A 19701-nucleotide genomic window follows, 5' to 3' on the forward strand; every position below is an offset into this window, starting at 1 on the left:
TCTCTGCGGCACAAACGGGGCAGAGCGATCTTCGGCACTCCGAGCCGCGTCGAGTGGTGCGTGGTAGGATCGCGCGCCATGCGTGTCGCCGATTTCGATTACGAGCTCCCGCCGGAGCTGATTGCACAGTATCCGCTACCGGACCGGGCGGGTTCGCGCCTGCTGGTCCTGGAGGAAGAGCGACCGCGGGACGCTCGCTTTGCAGAGATCGAGGATCTTCTGCGGCCGGGTGACCTGCTGGTGCTGAACGATACCCGGGTGATTCCGGCGCGTGTCTTCGGGCGCAAGGAGAGCGGGGGGCAGGTGGAGGTTCTGGTCGAACGAATCGAGTCGCCCGGCCAAGTGCTGGCGATGGTCCGCGCCAGCCGGGCGCCGAAGGTCGGGGCCCGGCTACGCCTGGCGGATGCCTTTACCGTCGAAGTAACCGGCCGCGAGGGCCCGTTCTTCCGCCTGGCCCTGGTTGATGCCGACGATGTGCTCGCGTTGTTGCGCGAGCATGGACACATCCCCCTGCCGCCCTATATCGAGCGCGCCGACGAGGCGCATGATGCCGATCGCTACCAGACGGTGTTCGCGGCGCGCGAGGGTGCGGTTGCTGCCCCCACGGCAGGCCTGCATTTCGATGATGCCCTGCTGGGGCGCCTGCGCTCGGCGGGGGTGGAGACCGCGACGGTCACCCTGCACGTCGGGGCGGGGACCTTCCAGCCGGTCAAGGTCGAGGACACCGCGGCGCACGAGATGCATGCGGAGTGGCTGGAGGTGTCGCCCGAGGCCTGCGCGGCGGTAGCGGCCTGCAAGGCGCGTGGCGGGCGTGTGGTCGCGGTCGGTACGACCTGCGTGCGCTCGCTGGAGACCGCGGCCGCGGGGGGAGAACTGGCGCCGTTCCAGGGCGAGACGCGGCTATTCATCCAGCCGGGGGATCGATTTCGGGTGGTGGACCGGATGGTGACCAATTTTCATTTGCCGCAGAGCACGCTGTTGATGCTGGTGGCGGCATTTGCCGGCTATCGCCGGATCCTGGATGCGTATGCCCACGCGGTGGCACAGCGCTACCGGTTTTTCAGTTACGGCGACGCGATGTGGCTGGCGCCGGGGCAGGGCGATGATCTGCCCCCGAGTATGGCCACCGCCGCGGGAGAGTCCGATGGAGTTTGAGAATCTGGCCGCCGATGGCGCGGCGCGCCGCGGCCGTCTGCACTTCCCGCGCGGGACGGTGGAGACCCCGGCCTTCATGCCGGTGGGAACCTACGGCACGGTCAAGGCGATGACGCCGGAGGAGCTGCGCGAGCTGGGCGCGGAGATCATCCTCGGTAACACCTTCCACCTGATGCTGCGCCCGGGCACCGAGGTGATCCGGGCGCATGGCGACCTGCACGACTTTATGCACTGGGAGGGCCCGATCCTGACCGATTCCGGCGGATTCCAGGTCTTCTCCCTCGCGGAGATGCGCAAGATCAGCGAGGAGGGTGTGCGTTTCCAGTCGCCGGTGGATGGCTCGAAGGTGCTGATGACGCCGGAGTCCTCGATGCAGGTGCAGCGCGAGCTGGGCTCGGACATCGTGATGATCTTCGACGAGTGCACGCCCTATCCGGCGACCGAGGAAGCGGCGCGCCAGTCGATGGAGTTGTCGCTGCGCTGGGCGGCGCGTTCACGCACGGCACACGGTGACAACCCGGCGGCGCTGTTCGGCATCGTGCAGGGCGGGATGTACCCGGACCTGCGGCGGGAGTCGGCCGAGGGGTTACAGGCGATCGGCTTTGACGGTTACGCGATCGGCGGGCTGTCGGTGGGCGAACCGGAGGACGAGCGCCTGCAGACGCTGGATGCCACCCTGCCGCTGCTGCCGCAGGATCGTCCGCGCTACCTGATGGGGGTGGGCCGGCCGGAGGACATCGTCGAGGCCGTGCGACGCGGCGTGGACATGTTCGATTGCGTGATGCCGACCCGCAATGCCCGCAACGGGTTCCTCTATACCCGCGAGGGCGTGCTGCGCATCCGCAATGCGCGCTTCCGCGACGATGTCGGCCCGGTCGATCCGGAATGCGGGTGCTACACCTGTCGCCACTATTCGCGGGCGTATCTGAAGCACCTGGATAAGTGCAACGAGATCCTCGGTTCGCGCCTGGCGACGACCCACAACCTCCATTACTACCAGGATTTGATGCGCGGATTGCGCGAGGCGATCGCGGCCGGCGCCCTGAATGAGTTCGTCGCCGATTTCTACAGTCGACGCGGCATGGCAATCCCGCCTGTGCCATAATCCGCGCGGTATTTTTTCGCTCGCCGGGTGTGGCCCGAGCTCCCCGGTAGCGTCCGAATCTGAACCGAAGACGGAGTGTTTCGATGGACTTTCTGATTTCTGCAGCGCATGCCCAGGAAGGTGGAGCGGCCGGCGGCGGCATGATCGAGTTCCTGATCATGATCGTTATTTTCTTTGCGATCATGTACTTCCTGATCATCCGCCCGCAGAGCAAGCGCGCCAAGGAGCACCGCTCCATGGTCGAGGCCCTGTCCAAGGGCGACGAGATCGTCACCAATGGCGGTGTGGCCGGCAAGATTACCGAAGTCAGCGACGACTTCATCAAGGTCGACATTGCCGACGGCGTGAACGTGGCGGTACAGAAGCAGTCGGTCGCCTCCGTGATGCCCAAGGGCACGCTGAAAGATCTCTAAACGCCCTCCAGGGTTTTTGATATGCGCAATTCCTATCCGGCGTGGCTGTACGCCCTGATCGTCGTGGTCGTTCTGGGCGCGGGGCTGTATGCCGCGCCCAACCTGTTCCCGGAAGACCCGTCGGTGCAGATCGGCAATCCGGTCACCGGCGAGATCGACGGGAACATCCGTGACCTGATGGGCACCATCCTGGGTGCCCAGGGCGTGACGCCGAAACAGGTGGAGGAGCAGGACGATGGGCAGCTACTCCTGCGCTTCGAGACCACCGACGAGCAGTCGCTGGCCGCGGAGATCCTGCGCAATGCCCTGGATGACAACCACACCGTCGCCCTGAATCTGGCCCCGGCGACGCCGAACTGGCTGCGCGCAATCAATGGCCAGCCGATGGCGCTGGGTCTGGACCTGCGCGGCGGGGTGCACTTCCTTATGGAAGTCGATCTGGATGCCGTGATCGGCACGGCGATGGAGCGCTACTCCAACGAGCTGCGCGGGCGGATGCGCGACGAACGTCTGACGTTCGGCACGATCGAGCGCAGTTCCAGTGACCTGACCGTGATGTTCGCGAACGAGGAAAGCCTCGCGGCGGCCGAGAGCTGGCTGACCCGCGAATATCGCGGCGAGCTGGAATGGGAGATCCGTGGGGGCGGCGAAACCACCCGCATGGTGGCCACCCTGAGCGATGACCACCTGACCGAGCTACGCCGCCAGGCCCTGCAGCAGAACATCTCCACCCTGCGTTCGCGCGTGGACGAGCTGGGCGTGGCCGAGCCGATCATTGCCCAGCAGGGCGAGCACCGGATCGTGGTGCAGCTGCCGGGCGTGCAGGACACCGCGCGGGCCAAGGAAGTACTGGGTGCGACCGCCACGTTGGAGTTTCGCCTGGTCTCCGAGGCCGGCGACCCGATGGAGGCCGACCAAACCGGCCGCGCACCGTCCGGGACGCGCCTGTACCACGAGCGTGACGGGACCCCGGTGCTGCTGCAGCGTCAGGTGATGCTCACCGGTGACTATATTACCGACGCCTCTTCCGGGATTGCCCAGGATAGCGGCGGCCCGGCCGTGTTCATCAATCTCGATGGCCAGGGGGCGCGCATCTTTTCGCGCGTGACCTCGGATAACGTGGGCCGCCTGATGGCGTCGGTGTTCATCGAGACGACCACCGAGACGGTGGAGGAAGACGGCGAGCAGGTCATGCGTACCTCGCGCAGCGAAGAGGTCATCAACGTTGCGCGCATTAACGAGCCGCTGGGCCGACGCTTCCAGATCTCGGGTCTGGATACCACGCGTGAGGCGCGCAACCTCGCGCTGCTGCTGCGCGCCGGTGCGCTGGCCGCGCCGATGTCGATTGTCGAGGAACGCACGGTGGGTCCGAGCCTGGGCCAGGAGAACATCGATCGCGGCATGCAGTCGGTGGTGATCGGATTCATCCTGGTGATGATCTTCATGATCCTCTACTACCGCGCCTTTGGACTGATCGCGAACGTGGCGCTGGCACTGAACCTGATCTTCATCGTCTCGGTTTTGTCGATGCTGCAGGCGACCCTGACCCTGCCGGGGATCGCGGGGATCGTGCTGACCGTCGGCATGGCGGTAGACGCCAACGTGCTGATCTTCGAGCGCATACGCGAGGAGATCCGCAACGGACTGTCACCCCAGGCGGCGATTTCGTCGGGCTATGACCGAGCGTTCACTACCATCGCGGACGCCAACGTGACCACGCTGATCGCGGCCCTGGTGCTGTTCCTGTTCGGCACCGGGCCGATCAAGGGCTTTGCCATCACGTTGTCGATCGGGATCATCGCATCGATGTTCACCGCGATCATCGTGACCCGCGCAATCGTCAATCTGACCTACGGGCGCCAGCGTCGACTGACGCGCCTGTCCATCTGAGCGCGGAGAAAACCATGCTTCCGCATCTGAATTTCGCTGAATCGCACATCGATTTCCTCGGCAAGCGCAAGATCACGATCGCGATCTCGCTGGTCCTGATCATTATCTCGGTAGCGCTGCTGGCCACCCGCGGGCTGAACTTCGGGATCGACTTCACCGGGGGGACCCTGGTGGAAGTGGGCTACCCCGAAGCGGTGGAGCTGGATACGATCCGCGAGACCCTGTCGGCGGGCGGCTATGAGGGGGCGCAGGTTCAGACCTTCGGCACCTCGCGCGATGTGCTGATTCGCCTGCCGCCAAGCGAAGACGACGACAACCCGGCGATGTTGTCCAACCGGGTCCTGAACGCCCTGCAGGAAGGTGGGCCGTCTGATCCGGACCTTCGCCGCGTGGAGTTCGTCGGTCCGGCCGTCGGCGAGGAGCTGCGCGAGCAGGGCGGTCTGGCGATGATCTATGCGCTGGCCGGCATCCTGATCTATGTGGCAGTGCGTTTCGAGTGGCGCTTCTCCATTGGATCGGTGCTGGCGCTGGTGCACGACGTGCTGATCACGCTGGGGATCTTCTCGCTGCTGCAGATGGAGTTCGACCTGGGGGTGCTCGCCGCCGTGCTGGCGGTGATTGGCTACTCGCTGAATGACACCATCGTGGTGTACGACCGAATACGCGAGAACTTCCGTGTGCTGCGCAAGCAGAGCACGGAACAGGTGATGAACAATGCGGTGAACAAGACCCTGGCGCGGACCATCGTGACCAGCTTGACCACCCTGCTGGTGTTGCTCTCGCTCGCCATTCTGGGTGGGGCGGCCCTGCAGAACTTCTCGATTGCGCTGATCATCGGGGTGGTCGTCGGGACGTACTCGTCGATCTTCATCGCGGCGACCGCGGCGTTGATGCTGGGTGTGGACCGTCAGGTCCTGCTGCCGGTGAAGAAGGAAGGGGCGGAAGAGGATCAGACGCCCTGACCCGGGTCACGCCTGTCCGAATCACCCTGTCCTAGCCATGCAGGACAGGGGACATAAAAATGCCCGGGGCCGCAAGGCTTCCGGGCATTTTTCGTTGCGACAAAGGCCCTTGGGATCAGAAGGCGAGGGCTTCCTTGATGATGCGCTCGACCAGCTCGTTCACGGCGCGCAGGCTTTCCTTCGAGTCCTTGTCGCCGACTTCGGGAACTGGCGTGTAGCCCATGTAGATTGTGCCCGGTTCCTCGGAGAGCTCGTAGACCGTGATGATGTAGGGGCAGAAGAGCATGTTGTGCGGATCGGCCTCCATGGTCGCGCGCGAGTAGGTGGCGCTGCAGAAGTCGACCGATTGCCCGTTGAGGTAGATGCCTTCGCCGCTTTCCTGTCCGCCGGTGCGGTCCAGCATGTTGGCGATGTAGCCGACGTTGTTGATGACCAGGCCTTCAGCGGCGATGGCCTCTTCGACCATCTCGAAGTAGAAGTCGTATTCGCCTTCGGTCGTGAAGATGACGCGTTCGTCGGTCTCCATGAACGTCTCATAGGCGCTGGCGGTGCCGCCGACGGCGAGACCGAGGCCCAGGCCGATCGCCAGGGCGGAGTGGCGCAAGGTGCGCGAAATACCGGTGAGTGGTTTCATGGTTCCTTCCTCTATTGTGATTCCAGGCCTGGCCAGGATGGGGTTGTATGCGCGCCGTCAGCGGTGGATCCGGCGACGACGGGCGGGCTCTGATCGCGGTCAGTTGAAGAAATGACCGGCAAAGCGGGTTCGGGGCGCCCAGTACGGGTTGTCCAGATGCTCGATGCGAACCTGACCCCGTGCGCTGGGCGCATGCACGAAGCGGCCGTCTCCCACGTAGACCCCGACGTGGTCGATTTGATTCCCGTTAATGGCGAAGAACACCACGTCACCCGGGGTGGGCGGTCCCTCGCGTCGGGTCGCGGCGCGGGCCTGGTCGCGTGTCGTGCGCGGGACGGCGCGCCCGGCCTCGCGGTAGGCCCGCTGGACGAGGGCCGAGCAGTCCAGCCCGGTGGCCTCGGTGCCGCCGTACTGGTACGGGGTATCGAGGTGACCGAGGGCGGTCAGCACGACTTCGGAGCGTTCCAGGCCAGCCTCGGGCGTGGGGCTCATTGGGCCGTCCGCAAGGCCTTCGGGTGTGGCAACGGGCGCGGTGTCCCCTCCGCGGGGTTCGGGGCCCGCACTGCAGGCCGCAAGCAGCAGAAGCCCGGGGCCGGCCAGGGCAAGCGGCAGCCGTCGGCGCCGGGTGTCAGAAAAGATCGCGTTCGGCATAGCTGTCGGGGACGCTGAAGAGTGCGGCGCTGAGGTCGTCGGTGGAGATGCCGGCAAGCCGCGTGGTCACGCCGCCCTTTTCACTGACCTGCAGTGGGATGCCGTCGACGCGCGGCAGCAGGGAGGCGCCCATCTGCGAGGCCATCGGCCCGCCGGCCTCAAGGGCGTTCAGGGACAGCTCGTACAGGCGATCCATCAGGGCGCCCAGGGTCGCGAAATCCGCGCTGCCCAGGCCCAGGGTATCCGGCTCCGTTACGCAGACCGTGCTTTGCACCTGGCCGTCGATCAGCACCTCGTAATCGTCGCAGACGAAGTCCCCGATCTCGCGTTGTTCGCCGGTGGGGCGGGTGTTGATCTCGGCATCGAAACCCTCCGACCCAATGCCCAGCTCCTCCTCGAGCTGCTGGCGCACCTCGGGCGGGAGCTGCTCCATTTGCCGGCGCAGGTCGCTGACCATGTCGGTCATGGCGCGCATCTGCTGGTCCATCACCTCGCGAGTCAGCGGGGTGTAGGTCTGTTCCGTGTCGTCCACGACCGTCAGCTGGTCGGTTCTGGCGTCGAAGAGCATGTAGCCGGAGGTGCCGCTGATGGACTCGTTGAGCTCCATGCGCACGATGTCGCCGCGCACCAGGATCTGGCTCTCCAGTCCTTCGTCGTCGACGTAGTGCAACAGGGCATCGGCCTGGGCGGTGGAGCCGATGGCTAGCAGCCCGCCGACAGCAATGGGCGTGAGGGTGCGGCGGATTCGGTCGAGCGGACCGGGGCGGTGATGATGCATGGGGGCTCCTGCGGGTTCCTGGTCGGGTTCCGGGCTCGAGGGCGAGCGTGCCAGTTCCTGTGTCTCGAAGTTGACGGAGTATCCGGGGTCTGTCTATCGCTGATTGTACGCGGTCGCTCAGGTTGCGACGGGTTGCAGCAATTGGCGGGCGAGCGCGTCCGGATCCAGCGGTGCCTCCGGGGCCACATCGATGCGGCCCTCCTCGGGGGCGGGCCATTCCTGCTGCGGCTGTTGCTGTTCCATCACCTCGACGCCGGCATCCGAGGCATCGAGGCCCGCACGGGTGCGGGCCTCGAGTCGTTCGCGCAGTACTTCGTCACGGGCGCGACAGGCAACCACCGCAAAGCCGGCCGCCTGTTCCAGTGCCAGACGCTGGAACGGGGCGCGCTGGTCCTGGGTCAGGAAGGTGGCGTCGACCACCACGGTCAGGCCGAGCGCCAGCAGGCGTTGGGCGCGCTCGCGCAGATGGCCGTAGATCTGGGCCCGGGCGTCGGCACTGTAGGAGACGGCGTCGGACATGCGTTTGCGTTCGATATCCGAGCGCAGGCGCACGGCGCCCAGGGCTTCGATGATCTGTGTGCTGATCACGGTCTTGCCGCTGCCGGAGACGCCATGCATCAGGATCAGGCGGGGGGATCCAGGTTCGGTCAGGCGCTCGGCGAGGGCTAGATAGCGGCCCATCTCCGCCTGGTGGGCCGCCTGTTCGTCGGAAGGGAGCTGCGCCTCGGCCCCGTGAATGCCCTGGACCTTGGCCCGGATGAGTGCGCGGTAGACCTGGTACAGCGGCAGGAGCGCGAGACCGTCGAAGTCTTCGCGCCCGTCGAGGTAGGCGTTGAGTAGCCGCCAGGCGTGGGCGCGCGACTGACGGGCCAGGAGATCCATGGTGGTGAAGGCGACCTCGGAGATCACGTCGATCCAGCGCAGGGCGGGGTCAAACTCGATCGCGTCAAAGGCGACCGGCACTTCCTCGCCGTTCTCGTCATCGACATAGACCAGGTTGCCCAGGTGCAGGTCGCCATGGCCATGGCGCACGAAACCCGCGTCATGCCGAGCGTCAAGTGTAGCCTTCAATCGATGGATTTCCGATCGCGTCCACTGTTCCAGCCGTTCCAGGCGTGCCCGGTCCGACGCACCACGAACGGTCTCGTTCAGGGCCGGAAAGTTGTCCAGCATCGGTTGGGTGGCGGCCTCTGCGGTGCCGTACTCGGACTGCGCATCGGTGCGTTCGGTGCGTTCGTGGAAGGCGGCGATGTAGTGGCCCAGGGCATCCATGGCGGCGGCGGGCAGTTGGCCCTTGTCCAGAAGGTGGTCCAGCTGCCGTTTGCGGTCGAACCGGCGCATATGCACGGCGTAGTCGAGGATGGGCCCCTCGCCGTTGATGACGGGGTGGGCATCGTCGCCATTGAGGGTGGCAACCTCCAGGTAGATCTGGGGTGCCAGACGGCGATTGACCTCCAGCTCGGTCTCGCAGTAGTGCTGGCGAGCCTCGAGGGTGGAGAAGTCGAGGAAACCGAGGTTCAGCGGCTTCTTGAACTTGTAGGCGTCCTCGCCCGCGAGGATGACCGTGGAGATGTGGGTTTCGATGGTGCGCACGGTGTCGGCATCCGGCACCGGGGCGGGAAATCCGCGGTCCGCGACCAGTTGGTGCAGGCGCTTGTGGTGCTGTTCCAGTTCGGTCATCGGGGCTCCGCAGTAGGCCGTGGGGGTGTTGGGCATCGGGAGCCGGGTCTTTTTCCCGGAATCGCCGGCCATGCACCCGTTTTCGCTTACGCATCAGGTTACCATTGCTGCCGTTTCGGTCACCTCGCCCATCACACGCCATGCCGCGAAAAGCCACTACACGTCCCCGCAAGCGAAGCGCGCCCCGAAGGGGCCGACTCCGGCGCCTGTTCGGCGCGGGCAGCTGGACCCTGGCGGGGCTGCTGCTCGCTGGCCTTACGGTGGGTGGCATCTATGTACATCAACTTGACCGCGAGATTCGTGAGCGGTTCGAGGGGCAGCGTTGGGCGCTGCCGGCGCGGGTGTATGCGCGTCCCCTGGAGCTCTATGCGGGGCGGCCGTTGACCGCGGATGCGCTGGAGACCGAGCTGCGCGCCCTGAACTATCGCCAGACCCCGGATGGCGCCGGGCCCGGCGAGTTCCGCATCGAAGGCAGTAGCGCGCGCCTGACCACCCGGCCGTTTACCTTTGGGGATGGTCGGGAGCCGGCGCATTCGGTGCGGGTGCGCCTGTCCGAGGGCCGCGTAGAGTCGGTCGCCGAGCAGTCCAGTGGGCGCAATGTGGACCTGATGCGGGTGGAGCCGCTGCTGATTGGGAGTATCTATCCGACCCACGGGGAGGACCGTATCCTGGTCGATATTGACGAGGTGCCGCGCGAGCTGATCGGGGCCTTGCTGGCGATCGAGGACCGCCGCTTCATGTCCCATCGGGGGGTGGACCCGGTCGGCATCGGGCGGGCCGCGGTCGCGAACCTGCGGGCCGGACGCACGGTGCAGGGTGGCAGCACCCTGACCCAGCAGCTGGTGAAGAATTTCTACCTGACCCGTGACCAGACGCTGACGCGCAAGCTGAACGAAGCGGTGATGGCCCTGTTGCTGGAGCACCGCTATGACAAGCGGGAGATCCTCGAGGCCTACCTGAACGAGGTGTTTCTGGGGCAGACCGGTGAACGGGCGATCCACGGCTTCGGTCAGGCTGCGCAGTTCTACTATCAGCGCCCGTTGAACGAGTTGCGGCTGGACCAGCTGGCGCTGCTCGTGGGGCTGGCGCGCGGGGCCAGTTACTATGACCCCCGACGTTATCCGCAGCGTGCCACGCAGCGCCGGGACCGGGTGCTGGAGGCGATGGCCGAGACCGGACTGGCGGAACGCGACCGGGTGGACCGGGCGCTGGCGACGGCGCTGGATGTTTCCCCGGTCATGCCGGAAGGGCGCAGCCGCTTTCCGGCGTTTCTGGATCTGGTGCGCCGGGAGCTGCGTACGGATTACGCGGACGAGGACCTGCGCAGTGAGGGCCTGCGGATCTTCACGACCATGGACCCGGTCGTCCAGATGCGTCTCGAGGAACGGCTGGTACGCGGCGTGGACGACCTGGTCCGGCGTCGCGGGGGCGGCACCGACCTCGAAGATCTGCAGGCCGCGGCCGTCGTGACCGACCCGCAGGCTGGCGAGGTGCTGGCGGTGGTTGGGGATCGCAACCCGCGTTATCCCGGCTATAACCGGGCGGTGGAGGCCCAGCGGCAGGTCGGTTCGGTGATCAAGCCGTTCGTGTACCTCGCGGCTCTGACCAACCCGAACCGATACACCCTGGCGACGCTCCTCGACGACAGCCCGCTGACCCTGCAGCTGCCGCATGGCGAGCCCTGGACGCCACGCAATTTCGACCGCGAACACCGGGGGCCGGTGACCGCGTGGGAGGCCCTGGTGCAGTCCTACAACATCGCTACGGTGCGTCTGGCCGAGGATATCGGGATCTCGCAGGTGGTCAGCTTGCTGCAGACGCTGGGTCTGCAGCGCACGCCGGCCCCGCTGCCGTCGCTGGCGCTGGGTGCGATCGAGCTCTCGCCACTGGAGGTGGCCGGGCTCTATCAGGCCCTGGCGAACGGTGGCTATGCGACCGAAACCCGGGTGATCCGCGACGTGCTGGATCAGGACGACGAGATGCTCTCGCACTACGGGCTGTCCCTGCAGGGCGCGGTGTCGGATGGTGCGGTGCGTTTGCTGACCCACGCGCTGCATGACGTGACCCGGGAAGGTACTGGGAGCCGGATCAATGCGCGCCTGAACGGTGAGGTCGTGGCCGGGAAGACCGGAACCACCAACAACTTTCGCGACAGCTGGTTTGCGGGTTTTGATGATCGCCATGTGGCGGTGGTCTGGCTGGGTATGGACGATAACCGTCCCACCGGCCTGACCGGTGGGGTGTCCGCCGCGCCGGTGTGGGCGGAGATCATGGCGGGGATCGGGGTGCAATCCCTGCGCCTGGAGGGCCACCCCGGCATCGACTATCAGGGGGTCGATCTTGCCTCCGGGTTGCGTGTGGAAAGCGATGATCACGCCTGCGAGTCGGTGAAGAGGCTGCCGTTCTGGCAGAATTCGAGCCCCGAGACACGCGCCGAGTGTGATCTGCGCAGTGATTCCAGCCCGCAAGGCTGGTTCGAGAGGCTATTCCGGTGAAGATGTTGTGTACCGCACGATCCCCGTTTCGCGGCGCGCTGTCCGCTGGTTCGGCATGGCGCCCGGCGCAGTGGCTGGGTGCTGTTGCGCTGGCCGCGCTGCTCGCCGCCTGTGCGACGCCGGCGCCCCGGGATGCGAGTGCCCCGGCGCCCGACGACGGGGATATCACCGGGGAGGATGCAGCGCCCAGCGAAGATCGGGCCGAACCCCGTGAGCCGGAACGCGCGGCGACACCCGCCGCGGCCCTGAACCTGGCCCAGCAGGCCGAGTCCGCGCGCCAGGCCGGGGACACCGCGCGAGCGGAGCAGCGTCTAGAGCGCGCCTTGCGGATCGCGCCGCGGGATGCCGGGCTGTGGCACCAGATGGCCGCGCTGCGCATGGAACAGGGGCGCTATCAGCAGGCCGAGCGGCTGGCCGGTCGTTCGTTGCAGATGGTGGGCGCTGGAGACCGCGAACTGGCCCTGCAGAATTGGCGACTGATCCTGAAGGCCCGCGAGGCGCAGGGCGACGCGGCCGGGGCCGACGAGGCCCGCGAGGCGATCCGCCGCCTGGAAGCCGACATTGTCTGACTCGTCGAACGCGGTAACGGTGGAGTCGGCGGCGGTACGGGCCCTGAGCCCGGGCGGGGATCTGGCCACCGCGGTCGAAGGCTTCCGTCCGCGCGAGCCACAGCAACGCATGGCCGTGGCGGTGGAAGAGACGCTGGCGACAGCGCCCACCGCCCTGCTGGTCGAGGCGGCGACCGGGGTCGGCAAGACCTTCGCATATCTCGTGCCGATCCTGCAGTCGCGCCGGCGTGCCCTGATCTCCACCGGAACCAAGACCCTGCAGGACCAGCTCTTCGAGCGCGACCTGCCGGTGGTCTGCGAGGCCCTGGGATACCGCCCGCGGGCTGCGCTGCTGAAGGGCCGCGCCAACTATCTGTGCCACTACCGCCTGGAACTGGCCGCGGCCGAGGCCGGGGGTGCGACCGGCAGCCCCGTGCGCCGCGAGCAGTTGCCGGTCATCGAGGCCCTGCAGCGGTTTGCGCGTACAAGCCCTACCGGCGACCTGGGGCAGGCCGGGATCCTCGCGGAGGACTCCAGGTTGTGGCCGCAGGTCACCTCGACCGTGGACAACTGCCTGGGAGGGGAATGCCCGAGCTACAACGACTGCTTCGTGGTGCAGGCCCGCAAGCGGGCACAGGAGGCCGACGTGGTGGTGGTCAATCATCACCTGCTGCTCGCGGATATGGCCCTGAAAGAAGAGGGCTTCGGCGAACTCCTGCCGGAGGTCGACGCGGTGATTGTCGACGAGGCTCATCAGCTGCCGGATATCGCCGGGTCGTTTTTTGGCATTGCGGTCGGCACGCGCGCGTTGCGCGAACTGGCACGGGACACCCGGCGCGAGCAGGAACAGCATGCCCCGGAGATGCTGGATATCCGCCAGCGCATCGCGGAGCTGGAGGCGAGTGTGGCCGAGTTGCTGGATGCCTCGCGCACCTGGGAGGGCCGCTCCAGCTGGGATACGGTCAGTCCCGGCGGCGAGCTCGATCCGTTGCTGGATCGGCTCGACACGAACCTCGGTTTTGTCGGCGACGCGCTGGAGGCCGCGGCCGCACGGGCACCAGGCCTGGAGCAGCTGCGCGGGCGCAGCGCCCTGTTGCTGGAACGCCTGCGCGACTGGCGCGAGGAGACCCCGGACACGGTGGCCTGGGCGGAGCGTTTCAGTCAGAGCCTGATCTTGCACCGGACACCGCTGGATGCGGCACGGCCGCTGGCACAGCGGCGCGCCGCGCGGCCGGCGGCGTGGATTTTTACCTCGGCCACCCTGGCGGTGGGCGAGGACTTCGGCCATGCGGCGCGCCGACTCGGCCTGCCGGCCGATGTTGCAAGCGAACGCCTGGACAGCCCGTTCGATTTCCCCAATCAGGCCTGCCTGGTCCACCCACAGCCCCCGCTGCCCAATCCGAACGACCCGGGCTATACCCGCGCCTGCATCGCCTGGGCCTGGCCGCTGCTGCGTGACAACCCGGGCGGCGGATTCTTCCTGTTTACCAGCCATCGCGCATTGCAGGAAGCGGCGGCGATCCTGCGTGCGGAGTTGCCGGCCGATCGCGAACTGCTGGTGCAGGGCGAGCAGCCGCGGGGCGACCTGCTGGCGCGTTTTCGCGAGTCGGGCAATGCGTGGCTGCTGGGGGCGCACAGTTTCTGGGAAGGCGTCGACATCCGCGGCGAGGCACTGTCGGTGGTGATCATTGATCGTTTGCCGTTTGCCGCGCCGAATGACCCGGTGCTGCAGGCCCGCGCGTCCGCGCTGGAGGCGGAGGGGCGTTCCCCGTTCATGGAATTCACCCTGCCGCAGGCCGTGCTGGCGCTGAAACAGGGCGCGGGGCGGCTGATTCGGGACGCCGACGATGCGGGCATCCTCGCCTTGTGTGATCCGCGGCTAACCGGAAAATCCTACGGCCGGCGCTTTCTGGCCAGCCTGCCGGCGTTTCACCGGACGCGGGAGCCGGCCGCCGCGCTGCGTTTTCTCGCGCATGCCCGGGGACGCAACATATGCGCTTGATCGCACTGGAGACCGCTTCCGAACAGTGTTCGGCAGCCCTTTATCTTGATGGCGAGATCCATTGTGTGCGCGAGCGCGCGGCGCGCCGGCATGGCGAGCTGATCCTGGGGCAGATCGAGCAATTGCTGCGCGAGGCGGACGTGCCGCGCAGCAGTCTGGATGGCGTGGCCGTCGGACGGGGGCCGGGTGCGTTTACCGGTGTACGCCTGGGGCTGGGCGTGGCGCAAGGGATTGCCTTCGCCCTGGACCGCCCGGTGGTTCCCGTCTCCACGTTGCAGGCGCTGGCCCAACAGGCGCTGCGCGACGATCGCCGGCCGGCGGCCGTGCTTGCGGCGCTGGATGCACGCATGGGGGAGGTGTACTGGAGCCTTTGTCCGGTTCAGGGCGAGCGCGTGGGCCTTGGGCCGGAGCAGGTGGCCGCACCGGAGAGCCTGGTCGTGGCCTGGCCGGTGGGCGAGCGCTATGGGCTGGGGTCGGCCTTCGCCACCTTCCCCGATCTGGCCGCCGCGCAGGGGCTGGCGAGCGAGGCGGTGGACGCCGACGCGTTGCCCGACGCGCGCGAGGTTGCGCTGCTGGCAGTGGATGCCTGGGAGCGCGGCGAGGCGGTGGCGCCTGAAGACGCGCAGCCGGTCTATGTGCGCGACGATGTTGCCCGGCCGGCATCCCCCCGATGAGTCAGGAGCCCGAGATGAACGCGACACCCTACCCCTGGCGCCCGCCACTGACCGCGATGATCAAGGCGTGCCCGGAAGATTTCCGGGTTGAGGAATTGCCGGCAACGACGCCCGAAGGTGAGGGGGAACATGTCTGGCTGGAGATCGAGAAGCGCCTGCTGAACAGCGAGGACGTGGCGGTCTGGCTGGCGCGCGAGTCGGGCGCAGGCCGGGGCAAGGTCAGCTACGCCGGGCGCAAGGACCGCCAGGCGGTGACGCGCCAGTGGTTCAGCGTGCAATGCCCGCCGGAGTCCGAGCTGGATTGGACGTCCCGTGCCGAGGCCTGGAATGCCGCCCAGGAAGGCGGGGAGGAGGCGGGCCGGATGCGGGTGCTGCAGATCGCCCGCCATGCGCGCAAGCTGCGTACTGGGCACCTGGCGGGCAATCGCTTCGAGATCCGTCTGGGTGATGTGCAGGGCGATCGCGCGGCCGCGGAACAGATCCTCGAGGCGATCCGTAGCGGGGGGATCCCCAACTACTTCGGGGCGCAACGCTTTGGCCGCGACAACCTGGCCAAGGCGCGGGCCTGGCTGGGGGGCGGTCGCGCGCCGCGCAGCCGCAACCAACGCAGTCTGCTCTTGTCCGCCGCCCGTTCCGCGATCTTCAACGCGGTACTGGCCGAGCGGGTCCGCCGCGGCGACTGGGACCGGTTGCTGCCGGGCGACGTGGCCAATCTCGAAGGCTCGGGCAGCGTGTTTCCGGTGGCGGAGGTGGATGCCGAGCTGGAGGCGCGCGCTGCCCGGCTGGATCTCCATCCGACGGGGCCGCTGTGGGGCAAGGGTGCGATGCAGACGGAAGGCGAGGTCGAGGCACTGGAGACGGCGATGGCCGCTGGCGAGCCGGCGTTGGCGGAAGGACTGGCCAAGGCGGACGTGAAGGCGGCGCGGCGCGCGCTGCGCATGGTGCCAGGCGCCGTGGAGTGGCGCTGGGAGGGGCATGACCTGTGGCTGACGCTGGAGCTGGGTGCCGGGGAGTATGCGACCGGTGTGCTTGAGGCGATCTGCGTCCCGCGGGCAGCGGATCGCGCCTGAGTCGGCGTCAGGCGGAGTTCTTGAGCTTGCGTTCGGCGCGTTCGGCGCGCTGCTCGGCTTCCACGCGGTCGGTGATGTCTTTCTGGATACCGATGTAGTAGGTGAGTCGGTCTTCGTCGTTGAACACCGGGGTCAGTGAGAGCTCGTTCCAGAACAGGCTGCCGTCCTTGCGGTAGTTGCGCAGGGTCACGCGGCAGGGCCGGTTTTCGTCGATGGCCGCACGAATCTCCTGGCGCACGTCCTGGTCGGTATCCTCGCCCTGCAGGAAGCGGCAGTCGCGGTAGAGGATCTCCTCGGAGCGATAGCCGGTCAGTTCCTCGAAGGCACGATTCACGTAGATCAGGATGTTGTCGTCGCCCTCGCGCTCGGCGATGACGATGCCGTCATTGGAGGCATCCACGGCGAGGGCAAGCAGTTCGGCATCTATGGTTCGCGTCATATAAGGTGTTTCGGTCGGGTCTGCGGGTCGTGCGCGCGGAGGGGCGTTTTTCTGGCGCCCCTCTCGGCTTCCATGCCACGAAAATAGCACGTTCCGGTGCGGTTGTGCTCAAGAATGGAGCCTGTGGCGGGTGCTTCGGGATCGTCCCGGCCACAAAAAAGGCCGCCCGGAGGCGGCCTCTTCCGATGGACCCGGGACTCGGGCCCGATGGTCCCGGAATGCCTACATTTCCTGGGTCACGGTGAAGGCACCGCGCACGTCACCCTCGCGGAAGCCGGTGGCCTGATCGTCGGGGTAGAGACGTTCCAGCGCGTGCTTCACGTCGCCACTGACGTCGGAGCCGTGGCAGGCCAGGCAGGCGCCGCCGGTCGGGATGGCCGCCATGAAGCGGAATTTCGGGTCACCATCATCGGATTCGACCACGCCAAAGCGCGGCGGCAGATCCGTGGCTGGAGTGCCAGCCGCATGCTGGGCCTCGAAACCCTGCAGGGTCAGGCGTTCCCAGCGGTCGGGGGCGTTGTCCTGGTTGCGCAGCTTCAGGCTGGTTCGGCCGATCTCGATGCCGGTTTCCGCCGAGATGTCACGCGCAATTGCGGGGGCGCGCTCGTTGCACACCTGGATCGCCTCGGTGGGACCGCCGGACTGCATGGCGGACATCAGTTCGCCCTGGAGCGTGCTGGCAAACTTCTGAATGGCGTCGCGATTGGCAGCGATGCGCTCTTGCAGGTCGTCCTGAGAGAGCTGCGGCATGCTGTCTGCGCCCGCTTGGCCGCTGGCGGCAGAGAAGGCGATCAGGCCGAGGGCCAGGGGGGCAAGCTTCCAGTTCTTCATGGCAAATACCTCGTAGTGCAGAGTCCGTTGCGTCCTGTGTCTGTACAAGACTTGTACAAATCATGGACCGATCGTGGATAAAGCGCAAGGTCGGTGTTCACCAAATGATAGATGAATCCGGGTCAGGATTCCGGGGTCCGCCTTGCGAGTCTGGATCCAGTCTAAGCATCCAAATCGCAAAATGCGAATATATCGAATGGCGCATGTGAGGGCGCCGTTTGTCGGGTGAAAGATGGTCTCTGGATGCGGCTTTCAGCGCCCGGGATCCGGGCTCCGGGACCGCTTGAGGAGGACATACACGGCACCGGTGCCGCCGTCGGTCGGCCGCGCGGAGCAGAACGCAAGGACATCGTCGCGCTGGCGCAGCCAGTGGTCGGTCAGCCCCTTGAGTACCGGGCCCTTGTGGCGTGAACGCAGGCCCTTGCCGTGCACGATCCGTACGCACAGCGCGCCGCCCCGGCGGGCATCGTCAAGGAACAGGCCAATCGCGCGGCGCGCCTCCTCGGCGAACAGGCCGTGCAGGTCGATCTCGTCCTGTACGCGGTAGTGTCCGCCCCGCAGCTTGCGGAACACGCGCGGGCTGATGCCGGGGCGGGCAAAGCGGAGTTCATCGCCCGGTTGCAGATCGGCGGCGTTCAGCGGATCGCTCAGCCAGTCGGCGTGGGCGCGCGCCTCGTCGGCCTCTCGCTGGCGTGCCCGGGCTGTGGGAGGCGGGGGACGGACATCGGCCTGATCACTGTGCAGCCGTCGCACGTTGCCAACGGCCTGCAGGAATTCGTCGAAATCGTTGGGATCATCCCCGGAGTTCATGGCAGGATACTCGCACTTTTCGGGGGGCGGGCGCGATCGAGTCGATTCGAGAGCGTCTCCCTGGACGGTTTCCAGTATATTGAACGCCCTCCCAACGGCCCTGTTCCTGCATGCGCATTCTGGTTAGCAACGACGATGGAATTCACGCCCCGGGCATCCAGTGCCTGGCGACGCATCTGCGGCGGATTGCCGAGGTGCACGTGGTGGCCCCGGACCGGGATCGCAGCGGCGCCAGCAACAGCCTGACGCTGGTGCGGCCGCTGCGGGCGCGTCATCTCCAGGGCGGTGATGTACAGGTCGACGGTACCCCGACGGACTGCGTGCACCTGGCGATCACCGGATTGTTGCAGCAGGAGCCGGATGTGGTCATCTCCGGGATCAATGCCGGTGCGAACATGGGCGACGACGTGCTGTATTCCGGCACGGTGGCAGCTGCGATGGAAGGACGTTTTCTGGGGCTCCCGTCGATTGCGGTGTCGCTGGTGGGTCCGGATCTGCAGCACTACGATGCTGCGGCAAGCGTCGTGGTCGAATTGCTGGACCGCATCAACCGTGTGCCACTGCCGGCGGCCACGATCCTGAATGTGAATGTCCCCGATCTGCCGCGCTCGGAGATCCGTGGTGTGCAGGCCACGCGCCTGGGGCATCGCCATCGGGCGGAACCGATGATCGCGGACGAGGACCCCCGCGGGCGCCCGATCTACTGGGTCGGGCCGGCCGGGTCGGAGCAGGATGCCGGCCCGGGTACCGACTTCCACGCGGTGCGCGAGGGCTACGTCTCGGTGACGCCGATCCAGGTGGACCTCACGCGCTTTGACGCCATCGACACGGTGGGACGCTGGCTGGACGACTCGCTTCCGGAGGCTGGACATGGTTCCTGACGCCACCGGCGCCGGCCTGACCTCGCAACGTGCCCGTGACCGACTGGTGCGGTTGCTGGAGGGGCAGGGGATCCGCGACCCGCGAGTACTGGAGGCGATCCGTTCGATTCCGCGCCACCTGTTTGTGGAGGAGGCGCTGAGCCATCGCGCCTACGAAAACACGGCGTTGCCGATCGGACATCGCCAGACCATCTCCCAGCCCTTTATCGTCGCGCGCATGACCGAGGCACTGCTTGAGGGCGAGCGCCCCCGGACGGTCCTGGAGATCGGGACCGGCTCCGGCTATCAGGCGGCGGTCCTGGCGCAGATCGTGGATCGGGTGTTCTCGGTGGAACGCATTCAGGCGCTCAGCCGGAACGCCCGCGAACTGTTGAGCCGTCTGGGCATCAATAACGTCAATCTTCGGCACAGTGACGGGGCCGACGGCTGGCCGGACAAGGCGCCGTTCGACGGCATCATCCTGACCGCAGCGCCGAAGGAGGTCCCCGAGGCGTTACTGACCCAACTGGCGCTGGGCGGGCGCCTGGTCGCGCCCGTGGAAGGCCCGGACGGGCGTCAGCAGCTGGTGCGCTATACCCGGACGGAAGAGGCCTATGTGCGCGATATCCTGGACGCGGTGATGTTCGTGCCGATGCTTCCGGGGGCCGAGCAATGACGGCGGACCGTGCAGGTCGAGGCTTTTG

At 67.0% G+C, this 19701-nt stretch carries 19 protein-coding genes; 12 read left to right on the forward strand and 7 right to left on the reverse strand.

What is annotated here, in order from left to right:
• Positions 1 to 78 precede the first annotated feature (78 nt).
• From queA to secF, 5 genes are all read left to right on the forward strand, one after another.
• Positions 79 to 1155 carry a tRNA preQ1(34) S-adenosylmethionine ribosyltransferase-isomerase QueA gene (gene queA, locus G315_RS0100475; RefSeq protein ID WP_019611656.1) on the forward strand — a complete coding sequence of 359 codons (1077 nt, stop codon included), beginning with the start codon at positions 79 to 81 and terminating at the stop codon, positions 1153 to 1155.
• Positions 1145 to 2260 carry a tRNA guanosine(34) transglycosylase Tgt gene (gene tgt, locus G315_RS0100480; protein ID WP_018145834.1) on the forward strand — a complete coding sequence of 372 codons (1116 nt, stop codon included), beginning with the start codon at positions 1145 to 1147 and terminating at the stop codon, positions 2258 to 2260. The genes queA and tgt overlap by 11 nt, the downstream gene beginning before the upstream one ends.
• 83 nt (positions 2261 to 2343) lie before the next feature.
• Entirely contained in the window at positions 2344 to 2673 is a 330-nt protein-coding gene (gene yajC, locus G315_RS0100485; protein ID WP_018145833.1) for a preprotein translocase subunit YajC, read from the forward strand.
• Between the two features lie 21 nt (positions 2674 to 2694).
• Positions 2695 to 4563 (forward strand): protein translocase subunit SecD, encoded by a 1869-nt coding sequence (gene secD, locus G315_RS0100490; RefSeq protein WP_019611657.1) that lies wholly within the window; start codon positions 2695 to 2697, stop codon positions 4561 to 4563.
• Between the two features lie 14 nt (positions 4564 to 4577).
• Positions 4578 to 5525 (forward strand): protein translocase subunit SecF, encoded by a 948-nt coding sequence (gene secF / locus G315_RS0100495; protein ID WP_018145831.1) that lies wholly within the window; start codon positions 4578 to 4580, stop codon positions 5523 to 5525.
• A gap of 115 nt (positions 5526 to 5640) precedes the next feature.
• Here the strand turns inward: secF and G315_RS0100500 are convergent, their stop codons facing one another.
• The 4 genes from G315_RS0100500 to G315_RS0100515 all read right to left on the reverse strand — a co-directional run bounded on the left by G315_RS0100500 (position 5641) and on the right by G315_RS0100515 (position 9268).
• Complete coding sequence (locus G315_RS0100500) at positions 5641 to 6159, reverse strand: DUF302 domain-containing protein (RefSeq protein WP_018145830.1); 519 nt, start codon at positions 6157 to 6159, stop codon at positions 5641 to 5643.
• A gap of 99 nt (positions 6160 to 6258) precedes the next feature.
• Positions 6259 to 6810 (reverse strand): C40 family peptidase, encoded by a 552-nt coding sequence (locus tag G315_RS0100505; RefSeq protein ID WP_231368507.1) that lies wholly within the window; start codon positions 6808 to 6810, stop codon positions 6259 to 6261.
• Positions 6788 to 7588, reverse strand: coding sequence for a hypothetical protein (locus G315_RS0100510; RefSeq protein WP_018176887.1), 801 nt, complete (start codon positions 7586 to 7588; stop codon positions 6788 to 6790). Before G315_RS0100510 ends, G315_RS0100505 begins: the two co-directional genes overlap by 23 nt.
• 117 nt (positions 7589 to 7705) lie before the next feature.
• Positions 7706 to 9268 (reverse strand): bifunctional aminoglycoside phosphotransferase/ATP-binding protein, encoded by a 1563-nt coding sequence (locus G315_RS0100515; protein ID WP_018176886.1) that lies wholly within the window; start codon positions 9266 to 9268, stop codon positions 7706 to 7708.
• A 140-nt stretch (positions 9269 to 9408) separates the two neighbouring features.
• Between G315_RS0100515 and mrcB the strand changes: the two genes are divergently transcribed.
• The 5 genes from mrcB to truD are packed head-to-tail and all read left to right on the forward strand — an operon-like array spanning position 9409 to position 16057.
• Entirely contained in the window at positions 9409 to 11763 is a 2355-nt protein-coding gene (gene mrcB / locus G315_RS0100520) for a penicillin-binding protein 1B (protein ID WP_155986081.1), read from the forward strand.
• Positions 11760 to 12332: a tetratricopeptide repeat protein gene (locus G315_RS0100525; RefSeq protein WP_018176884.1), complete on the forward strand. Its 573-nt coding sequence runs from the start codon at positions 11760 to 11762 to the stop codon at positions 12330 to 12332. The genes mrcB and G315_RS0100525 overlap by 4 nt, the downstream gene beginning before the upstream one ends.
• A gap of 19 nt (positions 12333 to 12351) precedes the next feature.
• On the forward strand, positions 12352 to 14313 hold the full coding sequence (locus G315_RS0100530; RefSeq protein ID WP_018176883.1) for an ATP-dependent DNA helicase: 1962 nt from the start codon (positions 12352 to 12354) through the stop codon (positions 14311 to 14313).
• Positions 14304 to 14987, forward strand: coding sequence for a tRNA (adenosine(37)-N6)-threonylcarbamoyltransferase complex dimerization subunit type 1 TsaB (gene tsaB, locus G315_RS0100535; RefSeq protein WP_018176882.1), 684 nt, complete (start codon positions 14304 to 14306; stop codon positions 14985 to 14987). The genes G315_RS0100530 and tsaB overlap by 10 nt, the downstream gene beginning before the upstream one ends.
• Positions 14988 to 15001: 14 nt before the next feature.
• On the forward strand, positions 15002 to 16057 hold the full coding sequence (gene truD, locus G315_RS0100540) for a tRNA pseudouridine(13) synthase TruD (protein ID WP_018176881.1): 1056 nt from the start codon (positions 15002 to 15004) through the stop codon (positions 16055 to 16057).
• A 7-nt stretch (positions 16058 to 16064) separates the two neighbouring features.
• Here truD and G315_RS0100545 read toward each other — a convergent pair whose 3' ends face one another.
• From G315_RS0100545 to G315_RS0100555, 3 genes are all read right to left on the reverse strand, one after another.
• A complete protein-coding gene (locus G315_RS0100545; RefSeq protein ID WP_018169641.1) occupies positions 16065 to 16496 on the reverse strand; it encodes a PAS sensor domain-containing protein in 432 nt (143 codons plus the stop codon).
• A 222-nt stretch (positions 16497 to 16718) separates the two neighbouring features.
• Positions 16719 to 17327 carry a DUF3365 domain-containing protein gene (locus G315_RS0100550; protein ID WP_018176880.1) on the reverse strand — a complete coding sequence of 203 codons (609 nt, stop codon included), beginning with the start codon at positions 17325 to 17327 and terminating at the stop codon, positions 16719 to 16721.
• A gap of 252 nt (positions 17328 to 17579) precedes the next feature.
• Positions 17580 to 18137, reverse strand: a complete 558-nt coding sequence (locus G315_RS0100555) for a Smr/MutS family protein (RefSeq protein WP_018176879.1) — start codon at positions 18135 to 18137, stop codon at positions 17580 to 17582.
• A 110-nt stretch (positions 18138 to 18247) separates the two neighbouring features.
• On the opposite strand from G315_RS0100555, the gene surE reads away from it, so the two are divergent.
• Together surE and G315_RS0100565 are read left to right on the forward strand one after the other, a co-directional pair.
• The gene (surE, locus tag G315_RS0100560) at positions 18248 to 19018 is read left to right on the forward strand and encodes a 5'/3'-nucleotidase SurE (protein ID WP_018176878.1); all 771 of its coding nucleotides are present in this window, start codon (positions 18248 to 18250) and stop codon (positions 19016 to 19018) included.
• Positions 19008 to 19673, forward strand: coding sequence for a protein-L-isoaspartate(D-aspartate) O-methyltransferase (locus tag G315_RS0100565; RefSeq protein WP_018169643.1), 666 nt, complete (start codon positions 19008 to 19010; stop codon positions 19671 to 19673). Before surE ends, G315_RS0100565 begins: the two co-directional genes overlap by 11 nt.
• The last annotated feature ends 28 nt before the right edge of the window (positions 19674 to 19701 follow it).

The sequence above is a fragment of the Thioalkalivibrio sp. AKL7 genome, from assembly GCF_000381705.1.
Taxonomy (GTDB): domain Bacteria; phylum Pseudomonadota; class Gammaproteobacteria; order Ectothiorhodospirales; family Ectothiorhodospiraceae; genus Thioalkalivibrio; species Thioalkalivibrio versutus.